The sequence below is a fragment of the Candidatus Thiodiazotropha sp. AKAK3 genome (genome assembly GCF_058244645.1).
This window is the reverse complement of sequence record NZ_JBSYOQ010000071.1, coordinates 189,344-206,385: the sequence shown is the minus strand read 5'-3', so window position 1 is coordinate 206,385 and position 17,042 is coordinate 189,344. Positions and strand designations below refer to the sequence as shown.

The window sequence follows — 17,042 nt, the reverse complement described above, 5'->3', positions numbered from 1 at the left end:
TAAAACGTGAGATATTGGCGATGGATCATCTGTCTGATACCCAGTCTGTTGCATGCCGGAGAGTGGAGTGGATTCCTTGAATTACAGGGGCGATACTTTCCTCAACAGGCCACAGATGCAGAACAATCCGATCAAATTATTTCGCTGGCATTTCAACCTGAATATTATCAACGCTGGGATAGTGGCAACCAGAACCTGTTGTTTGTACCTTTTATTCGTTGGGACAGTGAGGACAATGAACGTACACATGGGGATCTACGGGAACTGATCTGGACTTACGCAGGAAAGCGCTGGGAAGTTCAAGCGGGCGTAGGCAGAGTCTTTTGGGGCGTTACAGAAGGGCTCCACCTGGTGGATGTAATCAATCAGACTGACCTCGTTGAAAACCCTGATGGCGAACAAAAACTGGGACAACCATTAATTAAAGCTTCGCTTGAACGGGACTGGGGTATTCTTGATCTTTATGCCCTGTTCGGTTTTCGTGAACGTACCTTTCCGGGTGAAAAAGGTCGCTTACGCACCCACCCCTATGTTGATCAGGATCATGCGCAATATGAATCCGAGCATGAGCAGCAGCATCTGGATTATGCACTGCGCTGGTCCCATTATATTGGCGATTGGGATATTGGCCTCTCTCACTTCAACGGCACCAGCAGGGATCCACAACTAACTCCCAGGATCACTCCCCAGGGAGATATCACCCTTCTCCCCTACTACGAACTGATGCGACAAACCAGTCTGGACTTACAGGCGACCAAGGGGGATTGGCTCTGGAAACTGGAAGCAATCCATCGCTCCATCGACAGTGGCAGTTACAATGCTGCAACAGGTGGGTTCGAATACACCTTTGTAGGCATTGCCGAGAGTGACATTGATATTGGTCTGCTCGGAGAATACATGTATGACGATCGTGGAGATGATGCTACGACACCATTTGAGAATGACCTTTTTCTCGGATTTCGGCTGACGGCAAATGACGTAGATGGAAGTGAATTGCTTGCAGGTGTAATAAAAGACCTCGATGAAGCGGGTTGGATGTTCAACCTGGAAGCAAGCCGGCGCATTGGCAGTCACTGGAAAACCAGTGCACAAATACGATTATGGTCGGACATTCACCAACAAGATCCGCTGTTTGTAATGCATCGGGACGACTATGCAGAAGTCACCATTACCCGTTTTTTCTAAACCAGAGATTTCTGATTGCAGCATCTTTAAAAAAACTGGCTATACCGGCCCACCAGGGCCTGTTAAGCCTTTTTAACAAACTCAGATTTTAGCTGCATCCCACCAATACCGCTTATTTTGCAATCGATATTGTGATCCCCGCCGGTCAATCTTATATTCTTGACTTTAGTCCCAACTTTCACGACAGAAGATGAACCCTTCACCTTGAGGTCTTTTATGACCACCACTGAGTCACCATCATTTAGCACTGTACCATTGGCATCTTTTATTACATCTTCAGTCTCAACATCATCTTCATCACCAGTGGTTGCCCACTCATGAGCGCATTCTGGGCAAATATACATATCACCATCCTGATAGGTATACTCTGAATTGCATTTTGGACAAAACGGCATATTACTCATTAAAATTTTCTCTTTAAAATATCCACGCGACCATTAACCAGATAATCACGAAGAAAGCAAAAAATCCACTCAGTACGAATTGAATCTCACCCAGCAAACCATCTCCAGAGAAAATGGCAAATAGAATCAGCAATATTACTGTAATAAAAAATGAGATCACTGCAGAATCTTTGATACCCAATCCAGGTGTCAAATGCACTGCTGCGATTTCCGACAATGCTGGCATAAGCAGTAAGAGAGCTACAGCTAAGATCACAATCAGAGAAACCAGTGCAATAGCAATTTTACGGGATTCGTTCTTATCCTTACTATCAGTTTCCCCGACCATATCGACTACTCTTCATCCTGACGGGGCTTGATCAGCTCACGTATTCTATTTGGATCAGGCAGACCGGTTACAACAATTTCCGGATTGTCACCAGCCGTATATATTTCAACAGACCCAACACCAAAGATTCGGTTGAAAAAGGATTGTTTAACTTTCGTTGTTCTTACACTGCTGATATTAATTTCTGAGCGCTCTTTGCTGAGCAGGCCTTTTTCATAAAGAATCTCAGATTCATTTATCGTTAGCTTGGATGATTTATTTTGAAGATGCCATACAAGCAATATAATCAAACCAATACCAAATGCCGGTATTAACAGAATTGAAACTATAAAACCTATTGGATTATTCTTAAACATGACAGGATTTTCAGAATAGATTTCGCTCACCACAACTCTCCAAGATTACTTTTTTTACACATCTCAGTCATGTTAACCAAGTGTTGACTCTTTACACTGTTTCACCCAAGAGACCAGTATACAATATAGCGTTGCAAATAAGACCTATTAGATGAAAATTTTTGTTGCATCATGACACACAGACATCTGGCATTGAACTCAGAATGGTGCGGCAGGGCCGCACCCTACAGTGCGTTAGTTACTTGTCCGGGAGAGGTAGTAAATAGCCTAAATGCCCAGTTTAATGAACAAGACCATTGCCTTGAATAGAAGCAGGTTTACCAAATAGTAGTGTTCTGCTTTAAGTTAGTTATTCGATGAGTTCTATCAGCTAATTGATCCAATTACAGAACTATCTCGAAGTAAATTTGTGAACTCATCCTCATTGATAGGCTTGCTGAACAGATATCCCTGAGCATACTCACACTGCATATCGCGCAGCAGGCTAAGCTGCCCCTCGGTTTCCACACCTTCAGCCACCACTTCCAAACCCATTCCGTGGGCCATCATTATGGAAGCATTCACAAGTTCACAATCGGCAGGGTCGTCAGTTAAATCATTAACGAAGCTCCGATCCACTTTTAACACATCAAATGGGTATTTTCGTAAATAACTCAACGATGAGTAACCAGTTCCGAAGTCGTCCATTGCTAAATGTATGTTTGCTTTATGCAAGTGTGCAACTGCCTCGTCGATATCCCGCTGACCACTCATCAGAACGCCTTCCGTGATCTCCAATACCAGGCTATCAGCTTTCAAACCACGCTCTCGCAGAAGATCTTTCACATAATCTACCAACATAGCATCACGGAACTGCCGGGGAGAGAGATTGATAGCGATTTTGAAATCGTGGTCGAGCATTTCACGCCAGTCTACAGCGTTAGCGACAGCCTGTTGCAATACATATCGTCCAATACCCAAAATCACCCCGGTCTGTTCTGCAATCGGAATAAACTCATCTGGTGACACCTTTCCCAGCACTGGGTTATTCCAGCGTAACAGAGCTTCAGCAGCGACAATCCGATTGTTCTTTAAATCGATGACAGGTTGGTAAAACACTGAAAACTCGTGACGCTCCTGGGCGCCATGCAACTGCTCCTCGACCTCTAAACTACGGGATATATTCAGATTCATCTCAGTAGTAAAAAAGTTGAAAACATTTCTACCCTGTTCTTTTGAGTGATACATGGCAGTATCGGCGTTGCGTAGTAGTTCAGTTGGGGTCAGGCCATCATTGGGATAGAGAGCAATACCGATGCTGGTGGTAACCACCAATTCTCGATCATCTAATTTAAACGGTTGTCGAAACTGAGAAATCAGGCTACTTGCAATTGTGCGGAGATCACTCAGTTCAGATAAGTTACGCAAAAGCACAACGAATTCATCGCCACCAAGGCGGCAAATACTGTCACCATCACGAACAGCCGACTGTAAACGCCCAGCAGCCTGAATCAGCAGGCGGTCGCCGGTTTCGTGTCCAAGGCTATCGTTAACCCGCTTAAAGCCATCGAGATCAAGGAACAGAATCGCAACCTTGCAGTTATCTCTAGATGCCTCTTTGAGCAACTGAGCGAGACGATCCATCGCTAGAAAGCGATTCGGTAGACTGGTTAAGCCATCGTAGTGCGCCTGCCTGAGAATACGAGCTTCCTGGCGCTTCTTTTCAGTGATATCAACGTGTGTCCCGACTGTTCGGATCGCCTTTCCATCTGCATCACGGACTAAAAAGGCGCGGGAGAGGATATCCACCCAATGACCATCCTTGTGACGCATCTTGAACTCGATATGAAAGTTATCGCGTTTACCGTTGATGTAATCATTCAGCATCTCCCAGGAGCGCAGACGATCTTTCTCTTCAATCAACTTTTCCCAAGTGGAAAAAGCATTCTCCAGTTCAAAGTCAGCGTAACCGAGCATGCGCTTCCAGCGTGGAGAGAAATAGATTTCATTAGTGAGGAGGTTCCAGTCATAAACGCCATCATTTGAACCACGCATCGCCAACTCGAAGCGCTCCTCGCTCTTGCGTAGAGCCGACTCAGCAGACTTCCGCTCAACTATCTCCTTTCTGAGGCTGCTGTTCTTTTCCTCTAACTCCAATGTGCGCACTTTAATGACTTTTTCTCGACTTTTAACCTCATCCCCCAGGCCCTCGATCAACTGACTGTTCTGCACCTGAAGCCTGATATTCTCCAACAGATTGCGGTTCACATTGCGGGTGAACAGTGTGGTCATGACCAAATATGCCAGGGTCGCAAAAGCCAATGCATTGTATCCCTGGCTCCCGTAGGCAAACAGGGTGACAATAAGGGTCAGCAACTGTGGATAGACATAGGCGATAAAAGCCTGCACGTATACCGACAGGACAACAACTGCCGAGGCAACAATGCCGAACAGCAGCATGCATAAGCTAATTGCAACAGTGAGGCTTTCCGCGACCGCTATATAGGGGACGATCAGGCTCCATGCCACACCAACTAACAGACACCCGATCAGATAGCTCCTCTGCCACTGCTCAATTGTAAATTTTTGCGGGTTTCGCTTTCGTATAAACCAAAGCGCGAGGCGAAAGGAGGCCGTAACAAACAGCGCCGCAACCCATATATCAACAATCGATGATTCAATATGGGGCTTCAATATGAAGTAAAAGAGTATTGAGACTGAATAGACGGTGATATTGGATATTGGTGCCTGCTGATAGAGTATCCGAGTCTGCTCTTCAGCTATTAATGCCTTCCCAAGATCTTGCTTTTTTTTTCTTTTATCGGTCGACATTATCCTTCCGACTAAGGTGATCACCCACAGAAACCTTAAAACTTAGTAGTGGTAAGATCTAAATCGACCTGATAAGAACAGCCCCTTAGCCCTTTCAAATTCAACTCTTCCACCCTATAGCTAGATATAGCACATTTTGATTTGAGGTTTACATCTTGTTAGTAGTGGCATTATGTTTAATTTGAACAGCGAATCATAAAACCAACCTGAGTTCAGCGATCTCATCCAGGGCTTGACGAATCTCGGAAATAGTCGGCGGCTGTGCTGCCCACATGTCGTCAAATGCACTGCGACAGGTGAGCCGCATAACTTCTGGATGTTGTGATGATTCCAGCCAGAAATGGTATCCACGCGAAACCATTGGGGTTCCGGAATCATCCAGAGCAACAGTTACAAATCCATATTGACGCTGTTTTTGAACAACCTCAACCATCAGCTCTTCTACTTTAGTGACAGTGAATGTTTCCGGATGAATGGTTTGTGGCTCATTGAGCAGGGATTTTACTTCAAAATTACAATTTGGCTTATAACGATCAAAATCTTCCAGCAGCATGGGTTCTCCCTGCTGCAGAAACAGTCGGGTCCGATTGGGAGCAACCAACAAAGCTTGTTTTAAAACAATGGTCGAACCGACAGGTATCCGGTAGTAGGGATTATCAAAATCTGCAACCGTTTGATAGGCGGTACTACAACCCGACAGGCATAAAGCAATTAATAACCATCTCATGATAAAAGCACCTCAGACTCAGTTATCTCTTTGATACTTCATCTACCGCCACCCTTCTCCGGATCACCAATACACTTGGAGTGGCTGAGTAGATACAATCCGGCGCAGTCACTGGAGATTAGACTGGGTGTGCCACCCGCACCCAGGGCCTGTTAACACTAATCGAATCGGCCCTAATACGTTGACTATTCAGAGAATCCTGAAATAGCAGCTAAGATCAGGTAAATCCACCTCCCTAAGCTTAAGCTGAACAGGCTCATTCAACCCGGCGTCTCCTTTGATGCGTACCTTGGCCTCCAGACCAATAGCTGGAATCAGGACTGTTGCCCGCTCTCCCTCTCGTGCAACCACAATGCCCTCTCCCTGCCAATCAGGGTGATCCCGCAAATAGACTATCCGCCAGTGGTTATTCGACACCCGTTCTGTCTTTCTATTCGACATGCTACCCATTTCTGCTTGAGCTATGCGCTCAGAAATGGCTTGCAGGTCAAGCAGTGGCTCACCACTAAGATGAGCCCTTAGCTGCTGATGGGTAAGTAGGTCAGAATAGCGTCTCAATGGACTGGTTGATCGAGAGTATGCTGGAAGCCCTAATCCGGAGTGGGGTTCAGCCAGGGTTTTAATCTGGGTTGGTTTGAACATACGCCGGTAGGCATACATTCCGGCCAAATCCTGAGGTTGATCGGGCTGCTCCGGGGGGGCCTGGGTAGCGTATGGAATAGGGATCTCTTTCTCCTGGCAATAAGTAGCAATCCCCTCCCCTGCCATCAACATCAAATCTGTGACCATTTCCCGGCTTTCCAGTTTTTCCAGCGGAACAATCTCCACTTCACCCTCTTGCACTTTAATCTTCACTTCAGGCAGTTGAATAGAGGCAGCCCCTGCCGCCTTGCGACGCGCTCTGAAAACATGGCATTTTTCCAACAGAGTCTTGAAGGGCTCTTCATCTAAACGCTGATCAGCTTTTGCGTAACTTATACGCTCCACTTTCAACCAGCTGGGATGAACTTCGAGTTGTTCCACCTCACCCTGCTCCGATAGTTGAAAGGCGATGGAGAGTGCAGGTGAACGTTGTTGCAGACCCAGACCCAGTTGTTCAGTCACCTGTGGTGGCAACATCGGCACGATCCGGTCAGGCAGATAGAGATTTGCCCCTCGACTCCTGGCGTCGAGATCCATATCACTGCCTGGCTTCACCAGAGCAGCCACATCCGCGACATGCACCCAGATGCGCTGACCATCAAGACTGATGGCATCATCCGGATCCTGATTATCCTCATCATCAATGGCAAAAGCAGGTAGATGTGTCAGATCCAATCGTTTCTCTTCTGCCAATTCTGGCACCGGATGCGCGGGAATAGACTCATCTATGCCCATACGACGGGGATAGGGGTTCTCATTTAATGACCAATATCTGGTCTTCACCAGTAATCGATGGGCACTGACAGGATTTTCTGCCAGCTTCAAGGCTTGCAATATGCGGCTGTTTTCCCGCTTTTGCAGGGCCAGGGCCTCGACCTCTCCCAGGGTTTTACGATCTTCTTCTATGATCTTGCCTTGATGCAGGCGCTCCATGAAAGCGTTCCAGGCCTCTGCCTCAGCAGCTTTTTTATTGCGTGATTCGATCTCTACCTTCACCGCATCAGCAGATCTGGGTCGAATCGAGTGTGGCTCTCCTTCAAAATAGATGCCATCTGCAACCAGAAGCCAGGTAGCCCAGGCCATGGCAGGGGTGTAGTCGCCAAATACCAGTTCGCTCAGCTCTTTGAGATCGGTCTCTGCACCTTCCAGCAGCTCCCAGTTCTCTTCAACTTCGCCTTCGCCTTCAGGGGTTTGTAAATTATTTAATTCTGAAACTGGCCCAGGATGCAGCAACACAACATCTTTATCCCGAACCCGCTTATTCTTACCCCCCTCCAACTCAATGAGAATCTTGTCGGATACTTCCACCACCCTTGCCGGGCGAATCTTGTAGAGCACCAGAGCGCCTGCAGTCAAATTACTCATCTATTAATCTGAACCCATCATAAAAACCTGATTAAACGAGGGGAGTTTCGTCCCCGGTTGGATCGGGTATGATACGCACTGTTGTTCCTCAAACCCAGGAGCTGTTCCTGATATGAATAAAGAATGGACAGAATTTCTAGCTAGCCGCACCAATACCGCCCAAAACAGCGTAGCGCCAAACTGCGCCTTAAATGACCTCTCCCATCTGGGACTGATACGGATTTCTGGTGAAGATGCGGAGACCTATCTGCAAGGGCAGTTAACCAATGATGTGCGTAAAGTCACCAACCAGCACAGCAATCTGGCCGGTTGGTGTAATGCAAAAGGGCGCATGTTGGCTAATTTTCGCTGTTTTCGCCGCGCTGATGACTATTTTCTACAAACCCCGCTTGAGAATGTCCCATCGGTAATGCAACGCCTGGGGATGTATGTGTTAAGGGCAAAAGTCACACTCAGTGATGTCAGCGACGAATTGATAAGAATCGGACTTACCGGTGACTGCTCCGATGCCCTGCTGCAACCCTTCTTCGAAGACGTTCCAGAACAACCAAACGATGTTATGCAACAGGGTGAATTAACCCTGATCCACCTGCCAGGCAGTAAACCCAGATTTGAGGTGATCGGCCCAGCCAATCTACTACAGGAAATCTGGCAAACTGCAGAAGGTCAGGCACAAACCGGGAATAGAGATTTTTGGGCGCTTCAGGAGATACGTGCTGGGATACCCACCATCTATCAAGAGACAAAAGAAGCATTTGTACCGCAAATGACAAATATGCAACTCATTGATGGCGTCAGCTTTACCAAAGGCTGCTATACAGGTCAGGAAGTAGTGGCACGTATGCAGTACCTGGGTAAATTGAAGCGAAGGATGTATCTGGCCCATGTCGATACATCGACTGAGCCTCAACCTGGCGATGAACTCTACGCAAAACAGAGCACTTCAGGACAGGGTACTGGTAAAGTTGTCGAGGCGCAGGCAAACGGAGATGGCTATGACCTCCTGGCAGTTATCGAAATTGCCAGTGCCGAAGAGGGTCAGGTACTGCTTGGTGAGCAGGGTCCAGCCCTTGAAATACTCAATCTACCTTACCCTTTTTCGGAATAGTCTTTGAATTATAGGGATCAGTATCACATCAAGAAATCAGCAGCCTGACCGATAATCAAATAGCGCCTGCAGTCTAACACTAATCGAATAGGCCCTAGGACAAAAGATAAAAAATGATTGATGAAAAACAGTTTTTAGACGACCTGAACAAAGCCATAGACAGCAACAAACTCACTCTGCCGACGCTGCCCGAAGTAGCACTCAAGGTCAGGGATGCCGTCGAAAAAGAGATGAGCAATGCCAATGAGATAGCAGAAATCATTGCATCAGATGCAGCCCTCTCTGCACGCCTGTTACAAGTCGCCAACAGCCCCCTCTACCGGGGTCGGGTTGCAATCGATAACCTGCAAATGGCTGTCGCCCGTCTTGGGGTGCGTCTGGTTCGCAGTCTGGTGGTAAGCCTGATCATGCAACAGATTTTTCAGGCCACCAATGACCTGCTTGATGCCAAGTTCCACAAGATATGGGAAGAGAGTGTGCAGATTGCAGCCATCAGCAGAGTCCTCTCTTACAACCTGGATCACCTGGACAGAGAGCAGGCGATGCTGGCCGGATTGATACACAACATTGGTGCTCTGCCAATTCTGGCGATGGCTGAAACCCGTGATGAACTGATTCAAGACGAAGCGGAGTTAGATCGGGTAATTAATGAGCTAAGCCCACAAATTGGGCAGAGAATTCTTGAGATGTGGGATTTCCCTGAATCCCTGATCAAGGTACCGGCCAATTTTCTCAATCTAGAGTATGAGAGTTCAGGGGATGGTGACTACTCAGATATTGTCCTGGTCGCCCGTTTACAGGCCAATTTAAATCCTGACGATTCTGTCGAAGTGTCAAATGTACCTGCATTCAGCAAGCTCGGCATGGAACCGGAAGTCAATTTCATCGAAATCGAAGGCGTAGCTGAGGATATCCAGGAAATTGAAGTCATGTTTCTATCATGATAGAGGCACGTGACCTCTGTAAACACTACCCTGGCGTCAAAGCTGTCAATGGCGTGAACTTCAATATTCCCCGAGGGGTATGCTTTGGCCTTCTAGGCCCGAATGGCGCAGGTAAAACCACCACGGTGGAGATGTTGGAAGGTATCATTACCCCCTCATCCGGCAGCATACTCTACAAGGGCGAACCCCTGGGACAACGTTTCCGCAATGAAGCTGGAATCATGTTCCAGCACACAGCCCTGCAGGAGTTTATCCAGGTTGATGAAGCACTGAAAATGTTTCAGCGCTTTTACTCCAACCCCAGAACCATAGATGACCTGGTCGAGGCCTGCGCACTGGAAGAGTTTCTAACCAGGGACACCCGTAAACTCTCCGGCGGTCAAAAACAGCGCTTATTGCTCGCAATTGCACTTATCAACAATCCTGATGTGGTTTTTCTCGATGAACCCACAACCGGTCTAGACCCCCAATCCCGGCGCAATTTATGGAACCAGGTACGTCGCATAAAGGCAGAAAACAAGACCTTGGTTCTGACCACTCATTACATGGAGGAGGCCTTTGAGCTCTGTGATGAGATCATTATCATGGACCACGGCGTGATCATTGCTCAAGGCAACCCACACACCTTATTGGCAGACCATTTCGACAACTCGGTTATCAGCCTGCCTCACACAGCGATACCTGAGGGCTTCTGCCCGGATGATGGCGCTTCAATGCATACCCAAGGTGAGATTATCGAGATACTCTCTAAGGACGTGGATACCACGATCCGTCATCTGACCTCCCAACAAGTCTCCCTGAAACAACTTCAGGTCCGCTCGCCTACTCTGGAAGATCTGTTTTTGGAATTGACTGGTCACCATCTTCGCTCCTAGTCTGGTGTTTCACACTAGTGTAGGATCGACTCTACCCCACAACCTGAACCAGCATCATGTCAATACGCCGTTTTCTCGCAGCCTTCCAAGCACGAAACCTTGAGTTCCTGCGTGATCGTACTGCGCTGGGGTGGAACCTGATCATGCCTGTTCTGATCGTTATGGGTTTTGCCTTCGCCTTCTCTACCGGTCAGGAGGAGCTCTATAAGGTCGGACTCTATGGAGAGGCAGAGCAGCAACAACCGGTACAGACCTTTCTGCAGACCCGCTATGTGGAGTTTATTCCGGTGATTGAACTGGAAGAGACTGTTGATAAGGTCGACAGGCACCAGATCGACCTCTTGCTTGACCTGACAACCCAGCGTTATTGGGTCAACAGCACCTCACCTAAAGGTTATCTGCTGGAGCAGCTGCTACAACCCTATCAGTTTGAGAGGGTCACCGTGAGTGGCTCAGAAATTCGCTATGTTGATTGGGTAATACCCGGTGTGCTTGGTATGAACATTATGTTCAGCGCCCTCTTCGGCGTCGGTTATGTAATTGTCCGATATCGCAAGAATGGTGTATTAAAGCGTCTCAGAGCAACCCCTCTGAGTGCTTTTGAGTTCCTCTCGGCCCAGATCGCCTCACGCCTATTGATGATCCTTTCAGTGACCATCCTGGTCTATCTTGGCACGGATCTGGTAGTCGATTTTCGCATGGTTGGTTCTTACTGGCTGCTGTTCCTGATTCTAATTCTAGGTGCCTTGAGCTTGATCAGTGTAGGTCTATTGGTTGCGGCACGAATCACCAGTGAAGAGGCAGCAAATGGCTTATTGAACTTGATCAGTTGGCCAATGATGCTCCTCTCAGGTGTCTGGTTTTCACTGGAGGGATCTCATCCTTTGGTGCAAAACCTTGCTTTGGCACTACCACTGACCCATATGGTGGATGCTGCCCGTGCCGTGATGATTGAGGGAGCCGGCTTCAAGGATGTGCTGACGTCTCTATTATCTCTTACCACTTTTACTCTATGCTTTGTCACAATAGGTTCTAAAGGCTTTCGCTGGGAGTAAGCAGTGGATCAGGACGAACTGTTCATGAGTCAGGCAATTGAGCAGGCAAAGCATGGACTGGAGCTGGGTCATGGCGGCCCCTTCGGTGCTGTGGTGGTGATGCAGGGTGAAATTGTCGGCAGGGGTTGGAATCAGGTTGTACATCTCAATGATGCCACTGCCCATGCAGAGATGCAGGCAATTCGGGCTTCCTGTAAACATCTAGACAACTTCCACTTGTCGGGGGCTGTTCTCTACACCACCTGTGAACCCTGCCCGATGTGCCTTAGTGCTGCCTATTGGGCCCATATCGAGCGATTGGTCTATGCCGCCAATTCTGCAGATGCTGCGGCCAGTGGTTTCGATGACAACGCAATAGCATTGCAGATATGTAAGCCGATGCAGGATCGGGAAATGCCCAGCCGGCAGGTTCTGCGCGATGAGAGTCGATTGCTCTTTGAGGCTTGGAATGTCAGCGATAAACGTACTGAATACTGAGTGATTTACCTGTCCGGTAACTATTGATCCGGCGGTTAGTAAGTATTTTGCTTTCAGGGAGATGTTGTTTAAATGACACTAAAACTGTTAATCAACGGTTCAATAGCCCAGCTCGAGATCGACAGCGATACACCCCTGCTCTGGGTACTGCGTGACCATCTCGATCTTACCGGCAGCAAATACAGTTGTGGTATAGGGCTTTGCGGATCCTGCATGGTCCTGGTTGATGATCAGCCAATGCAGGCCTGCCAGATCACAGCCTATGAAGTTGTAGGTAAAAAAGTCGTAACCATCGAAGGCTTGGCTAAAGAGAAAAACCATCCCATCCTCAAGGCGTGGTATGAGATACAGGTCCCTCAGTGCGGTTATTGTCAATCCGGCCAGATCATTATGGCCTATGCGCTGCTGAAAAATAACAGCAATCCCACCGATGATGAGATCGATAAGGCCATGTCCAAGGTTCTCTGCCGATGCGGTACCTATCCACGCATCCGTCAGGCCATACATCAGGCGGCCAGAGTATTGAGAGAAAAGGAAGCATCCTCATGAACTGTTTCGATCCGGACAGAAGACAATTTCTGAAGATGAGCGCTGCATCAGCCGGCTCTGCTCTGGTATTGGGTATCAGCTGGACAGAAAGCATCGAATCGAGTGAAAAGGCCTCTCCACCATTCTCACCAAATGCCTGGTTACGAATCGACACCGATGACATTGTCACCATATTCATCGCCGAATCGGAGATGGGTCAGGGCACCTACACAGCACTTGCGATGATGGTGGCAGAGGAGTTGGAGGCAGACTGGCAGAAAGTTCGTGTTGAGCACGCCTCCCTGGATCCGGCGTATGGTTTTCAGGGAACAGGCGGTAGTCGTAGTGTGAGAAGAAACTGGAAAACACTGCGCAATGCAGGCGCCATTGCCAGACAGATGCTACTGAATGCGGGGGCAGACTATTTTAATGTAGCAATTGATGGGTGCCAGGCTGATCGATCACGAATAGTTCATGCTGCCTCTTCCCAATCCGTGAGTTATGCCGATCTGGTAACCCGTGCAGCAAAATTACCGATTCCCTCTTCGATTGCGTTAAAGAAACCTGACACATACAAACTTATCGGTAGCTCACTACCGCGACTTGATCTGGCTGAAAAGCTCGACGGCAGCGCCCGTTACGGCATCGACACCAAACTGCCAGGCATGTGCTACGCGACCATTGTCCAGTCCCCTGTTTTTGGGGGGCGAGTGAAGCAAGTCAACGCCTCTGACATTAAAAAACGGCCTGGCATCATAGACTGCTTTACCCTGGATGAAGGGGTTGTGGTTGTCGCCAAGGATACCTGGCAGGCCTTCCAGGCCAGAAAAGCCCTGAAGATTGAATGGAGTGAGGGAGAGTCAGCCAAACTGAATAGTGAAGATATTATTCAGACTTTGACACAGCACGCCTCCCTGGAGACAAAGTCCCTGATATTGGAAAAAGGTGAACCACTCTCCCAGCTTGAAGACCACTCTAATCCCATAGAAACGCAATATGATCTGCCCTTTCAGGCCCATATGACTCCTGAACCGATGAACTGCACAGTGCAGATTCAGCAACAGCGGATAAGAATCTGGGCACCCACTCAATCTCCCACCAATGCCAAAGCCAGTGCACTGGCTGCCTTGAAATCGCTCATTGCCGAGCCAACTCAAGATAAGATCGAAGCTCTTGAGCAACGCATCGAAGTGATAACCCCCCTATTGGGTGGCGGGTTTGGCCGCAGAAACATACAGGACTATGTTAGCCAGGCGGTGAAGATTGCTCATCGCATAGATCAGCCTCTACAGCTGGTCTGGCCGAGAAGCGAAGATCTACAGCACGACTACTACCATCCAATCACTCAACATCATCTCAGGGGTGTACTGGACAAACAGGGCATTCCCCAGGTCTGGCACCACCAGATCACCGGCTTGCAGGTCGATGAGTATGGCGCCCAAACACTGCCTTACTCGATCCCTCATATCCTGGTGGAGATGCAGCGCCTTAATTCACCGGTACCTATAGGTCCCTGGCGATCGGTCTCACACCACTACAATGCATTCGCGATAGAGCATTTTTTTGATGAACTGGCTGTTGCGGGAGGACATGATCCTTTGCAACTTCGTCTCCAACTACTGAGTGAACCCCGGTTAAAAACTATTCTGCAGATCGCAGCAGAAGCTGCCTCCTGGAATCAACAGAGTGAACAGCGGGTATTGGGTTGCGCAGTTCACTCAAGCTTTGGCAGCCATGTAGCCGAAGTCGTTGAACTCATCAAAGATGACAATCAAGCTTTTAGACTGGGTAAGGTCACCTGTGTCATCGACTGCGGTATAACGATCAATCCCGATACCATAAAAGCGCAGATGGAGGGTTCCATCATCTTTGCTCTGACCGCAGCGCTTAAATCCAGAATCACATTAAAAAACGGTAAAGTGGAACAGAGTAATTTCCACGACTTCCCGATACTGTCATTCAAAGAGACGCCACCGATTGAAGTCATCGTGGCAAAAAACCATCATGATCCTGGTGGCGCGGGTGAACCGGGTGTCCCCCCCCTGGCCCCGGCTCTGGCCAATGCCCTCCTCGCAGCTCACGGTGAACCGGTAAGAAGTTTGCCTGTGCGACTTATATAAACGTTCCATCGATTGTAGTGGCAATATATCTGCGCAAATACTATTCAATGATTCCATCTTTATGACTATCGGCAAATACATGTCGGGCATGTTAAAGTCTTCGGCTAACCCCGGCCCTCTCCACCCCAATTGAAGGACGCAAGATAAAAATATGTGTGGCATAGCAGGTATTCTTAATCTCAAGGACGGTACTTCACCCTCCAGAGGTGAACTGGAGAAGATGATACATGCGGTTCATCACCGTGGGCCGGATGGGTATGGGTATTTTAGCCAGAATCGCGTCGGACTGGCCCATGCCAGACTTAGTATCATCGATCTGGCAGGTGGTGATCAGCCGATACACAATGAAGACAAAACAATCCAGGTTGTCTTCAATGGTGAGATATTCAACTACCTGGAGCTACGTGATGAACTGGAGCGACAGGGACACCGCTTCTATACCCATTCAGATACCGAGGTAATCGTTCACCTGTACGAACAGCATGGTGATGATTTTGTCGATCATCTCAACGGTCAGTTCGCTATTGCACTCTGGGATAGCAATCGGGACAGATTGGTGATCGCCCGTGACCGGACAGGCATCAGACCTCTCTTCTATACCCAGGTTGGAGGCCGGCTCTATTTTGCCTCTGAGGTGAAATCCCTCTTCAGCCATCCCGCGATCCCCCGAAGAATCAACCTCACCGCTTTACAGGAGGTCTTCACTTTCTGGAGTGCCCTGCCCCCAAACTCCCTCTTTGAAGATATTCAAGTTCTACCACCCGGCCATCGCATGGTTGTTGAAAGCGGACAACTAAACATCGATCAATACTGGGACTGGAACTTCCCCAACGACGAGATAGACCAGCATAAATCTGCTGAGGACTGGGCAGAAGAGTTAAAATCTCTGATGATCGACTCGGTACGTCTACAACTCAGATCTGACGTCCCGGTCGGTGCCTATCTGAGTGGTGGACTCGATTCATCTGTGTTGACCTCATTGATCAAAAACTTCACTGATACCCCGCTAAGAACCTTTTCAATAGGCTTTGAGGATGAGGAGTTCGATGAGAGTGGTTTTCAAAAAGATCTGGTGGACTATCTGGGTACAAACCATACCCATGTTTTGTGCAAACAGTCCGATATCGGGGAGGCTTTTCCAAGGGTGATTCGGCATGCCGAGTCTGCCATCGTCCGCACTGCCCCGACCCCATTGATGCTGTTGTCAGGTGCCGTCCGTGAGGCGGGATACAAAGTGGTGTTGACCGGTGAAGGCGCTGATGAGGTTTTTGGTGGATATGACATCTTCAAAGAGGCAAAAGTCAGACGCTTCTGGAGTCATGCCCCAGATTCTGAATGGCGTCCGTTGATATTACAGAGACTCTATCCCTATCTGAAGCACTCGCCTACAGCCAGTGGCGCCTTTACCCAACGTTTTTTTCAACAGGGTATGGAACATCTGAGTAAACCCTATTTCGCCCATATTCCTCGTTGGGCAACCACCCAGAGGATAATGCAGTTCTTCTCTGATGAGGCGCGTGCCTCAGCATCCCCTGTTGATTTCTCCACCATTGAACGGATTCTTCCAACTGAAATCAATCAGTGGAAACCCCTGAATCGGGATCAGTACATCGAGGCGCACACCCTGCTTTCAGGCTATCTTCTATGCTCCCAGGGTGACCGGGTGGCGATGGCCAACTCGATAGAGGGACGCTTTCCCTTTCTCGACCACCGGGTGATAGAGTTTGCGGCAAAATTGCCCAGTCGCTATAAGATCATGGGGTTAAATGAGAAATATATGCTGAAAAAGACCATGAAAGGTCTGATTCCCGAGAGTATCAGGAATCGCAGCAAGCAACCCTACAGGGCACCGGACAGCCAATCATTTTTCAAACAGGGCAAACCCCTCGACTATGTGGATGAGCTGTTCAGCGAAGCACGCATCAAAAAAGCGGGTTATTTCAATCCCAAAGCAACCAATATGTTGTTAAAAAAATGCGCCAAAGGCAAAGCACTGGGTTTTGGAGACAATATGGCCTTTGTCGGAATCCTCTCTACGATGCTTGTAGATGACCAATTTTTAGGCAGTAGTTCAGAGTAGATGGACTCATTAGAAATCTCCAATACACTTCAGGAAA

15 protein-coding genes are annotated in these 17,042 nt (G+C 48.3%); 9 read left to right on the top strand and 6 right to left on the bottom strand.

The genetic code is table 11. The features are described 5' to 3' along the window. Positions 1-6 precede the first annotated feature (6 nt). Positions 7-1,185, top strand: coding sequence for a hypothetical protein (locus AC4IE7_RS19535; protein WP_490778547.1), 1,179 nt, complete (start codon positions 7-9; stop codon positions 1,183-1,185). A 62-nt stretch (positions 1,186-1,247) separates the two neighbouring features. On the opposite strand, the gene AC4IE7_RS19530 is transcribed toward AC4IE7_RS19535, so the two are convergent. The 6 genes from AC4IE7_RS19530 to AC4IE7_RS19505 all read right to left on the bottom strand — a co-directional run bounded on the left by AC4IE7_RS19530 (position 1,248) and on the right by AC4IE7_RS19505 (position 7,818). Then, positions 1,248-1,589, bottom strand: coding sequence for a zinc ribbon domain-containing protein YjdM (locus AC4IE7_RS19530; protein ID WP_490778546.1), 342 nt, complete (start codon positions 1,587-1,589; stop codon positions 1,248-1,250). Between the two features lie 13 nt (positions 1,590-1,602). Next, positions 1,603-1,917, bottom strand: a complete 315-nt coding sequence (locus AC4IE7_RS19525; protein WP_490778545.1) for a hypothetical protein — start codon at positions 1,915-1,917, stop codon at positions 1,603-1,605. A 5-nt stretch (positions 1,918-1,922) separates the two neighbouring features. Then, positions 1,923-2,303, bottom strand: a complete 381-nt coding sequence (locus AC4IE7_RS19520) for a PH domain-containing protein (protein WP_490778544.1) — start codon at positions 2,301-2,303, stop codon at positions 1,923-1,925. A gap of 336 nt (positions 2,304-2,639) precedes the next feature. Continuing rightward, positions 2,640-5,084: a putative bifunctional diguanylate cyclase/phosphodiesterase gene (locus AC4IE7_RS19515; RefSeq protein WP_490778543.1), complete on the bottom strand. Its 2,445-nt coding sequence runs from the start codon at positions 5,082-5,084 to the stop codon at positions 2,640-2,642. 193 nt (positions 5,085-5,277) lie between these two features. Then, on the bottom strand, positions 5,278-5,811 hold the full coding sequence (locus AC4IE7_RS19510) for a hypothetical protein (protein WP_490778542.1): 534 nt from the start codon (positions 5,809-5,811) through the stop codon (positions 5,278-5,280). A gap of 189 nt (positions 5,812-6,000) precedes the next feature. After that, on the bottom strand, positions 6,001-7,818 hold the full coding sequence (locus tag AC4IE7_RS19505; protein ID WP_490778541.1) for an RNB domain-containing ribonuclease: 1,818 nt from the start codon (positions 7,816-7,818) through the stop codon (positions 6,001-6,003). 112 nt (positions 7,819-7,930) lie between these two features. On the opposite strand from AC4IE7_RS19505, the gene ygfZ reads away from it, so the two are divergent. The 8 genes from ygfZ (at position 7,931) to asnB (ending at position 17,005) form a co-directional block, all read left to right on the top strand. Further along, complete coding sequence (ygfZ, locus tag AC4IE7_RS19500; RefSeq protein WP_490778540.1) at positions 7,931-8,926, top strand: CAF17-like 4Fe-4S cluster assembly/insertion protein YgfZ; 996 nt, start codon at positions 7,931-7,933, stop codon at positions 8,924-8,926. A 113-nt stretch (positions 8,927-9,039) separates the two neighbouring features. Then, positions 9,040-9,870 (top strand): HDOD domain-containing protein, encoded by an 831-nt coding sequence (locus AC4IE7_RS19495; RefSeq protein ID WP_490778539.1) that lies wholly within the window; start codon positions 9,040-9,042, stop codon positions 9,868-9,870. Next, positions 9,867-10,745, top strand: coding sequence for an ABC transporter ATP-binding protein (locus tag AC4IE7_RS19490; protein WP_490778538.1), 879 nt, complete (start codon positions 9,867-9,869; stop codon positions 10,743-10,745). The genes AC4IE7_RS19495 and AC4IE7_RS19490 overlap by 4 nt, the downstream gene beginning before the upstream one ends. A gap of 56 nt (positions 10,746-10,801) precedes the next feature. Next, positions 10,802-11,800, top strand: a complete 999-nt coding sequence (locus AC4IE7_RS19485) for an ABC transporter permease (protein ID WP_490778537.1) — start codon at positions 10,802-10,804, stop codon at positions 11,798-11,800. Positions 11,801-11,803: 3 nt separating this feature from the next. Continuing rightward, positions 11,804-12,277 carry a nucleoside deaminase gene (locus tag AC4IE7_RS19480; protein ID WP_490778536.1) on the top strand — a complete coding sequence of 158 codons (474 nt, stop codon included), beginning with the start codon at positions 11,804-11,806 and terminating at the stop codon, positions 12,275-12,277. Positions 12,278-12,349: 72 nt separating this feature from the next. Further along, positions 12,350-12,826, top strand: coding sequence for a (2Fe-2S)-binding protein (locus tag AC4IE7_RS19475; protein ID WP_490778535.1), 477 nt, complete (start codon positions 12,350-12,352; stop codon positions 12,824-12,826). Further along, on the top strand, positions 12,823-14,925 hold the full coding sequence (locus tag AC4IE7_RS19470; protein WP_490778534.1) for a xanthine dehydrogenase family protein molybdopterin-binding subunit: 2,103 nt from the start codon (positions 12,823-12,825) through the stop codon (positions 14,923-14,925). Before AC4IE7_RS19475 ends, AC4IE7_RS19470 begins: the two co-directional genes overlap by 4 nt. A 151-nt stretch (positions 14,926-15,076) precedes the next feature. Further along, on the top strand, positions 15,077-17,005 hold the full coding sequence (asnB, locus tag AC4IE7_RS19465) for an asparagine synthase (glutamine-hydrolyzing) (RefSeq protein ID WP_490778533.1): 1,929 nt from the start codon (positions 15,077-15,079) through the stop codon (positions 17,003-17,005). Positions 17,006-17,042: the final 37 nt, after the last annotated feature.

What these genes read in the sequence shown, in the direction of transcription:
- AC4IE7_RS19530 (WP_490778546.1), bottom strand. Translation starts at nt 1,589, where the DNA reads ATGAGTAATATGCCGTTTTGTCCAAAATGCAATTCAGAGTATACCTAT.
- AC4IE7_RS19525 (WP_490778545.1), bottom strand. Translation starts at nt 1,917, where the DNA reads ATGGTCGGGGAAACTGATAGTAAGGATAAGAACGAATCCCGTAAAATT.
- AC4IE7_RS19515 (WP_490778543.1), bottom strand. Translation starts at nt 5,084, where the DNA reads ATGTCGACCGATAAAAGAAAAAAAAAGCAAGATCTTGGGAAGGCATTA.
- AC4IE7_RS19510 (WP_490778542.1), bottom strand. Translation starts at nt 5,811, where the DNA reads ATGAGATGGTTATTAATTGCTTTATGCCTGTCGGGTTGTAGTACCGCC.
- AC4IE7_RS19505 (WP_490778541.1), bottom strand. Translation starts at nt 7,818, where the DNA reads ATGAGTAATTTGACTGCAGGCGCTCTGGTGCTCTACAAGATTCGCCCG.
- ygfZ (WP_490778540.1), top strand. Translation starts at nt 7,931, where the DNA reads ATGAATAAAGAATGGACAGAATTTCTAGCTAGCCGCACCAATACCGCC.
- AC4IE7_RS19495 (WP_490778539.1), top strand. Translation starts at nt 9,040, where the DNA reads ATGATTGATGAAAAACAGTTTTTAGACGACCTGAACAAAGCCATAGAC.
- AC4IE7_RS19490 (WP_490778538.1), top strand. Translation starts at nt 9,867, where the DNA reads ATGATAGAGGCACGTGACCTCTGTAAACACTACCCTGGCGTCAAAGCT.
- AC4IE7_RS19485 (WP_490778537.1), top strand. Translation starts at nt 10,802, where the DNA reads ATGTCAATACGCCGTTTTCTCGCAGCCTTCCAAGCACGAAACCTTGAG.
- AC4IE7_RS19475 (WP_490778535.1), top strand. Translation starts at nt 12,350, where the DNA reads ATGACACTAAAACTGTTAATCAACGGTTCAATAGCCCAGCTCGAGATC.
- AC4IE7_RS19470 (WP_490778534.1), top strand. Translation starts at nt 12,823, where the DNA reads ATGAACTGTTTCGATCCGGACAGAAGACAATTTCTGAAGATGAGCGCT.
- asnB (WP_490778533.1), top strand. Translation starts at nt 15,077, where the DNA reads ATGTGTGGCATAGCAGGTATTCTTAATCTCAAGGACGGTACTTCACCC.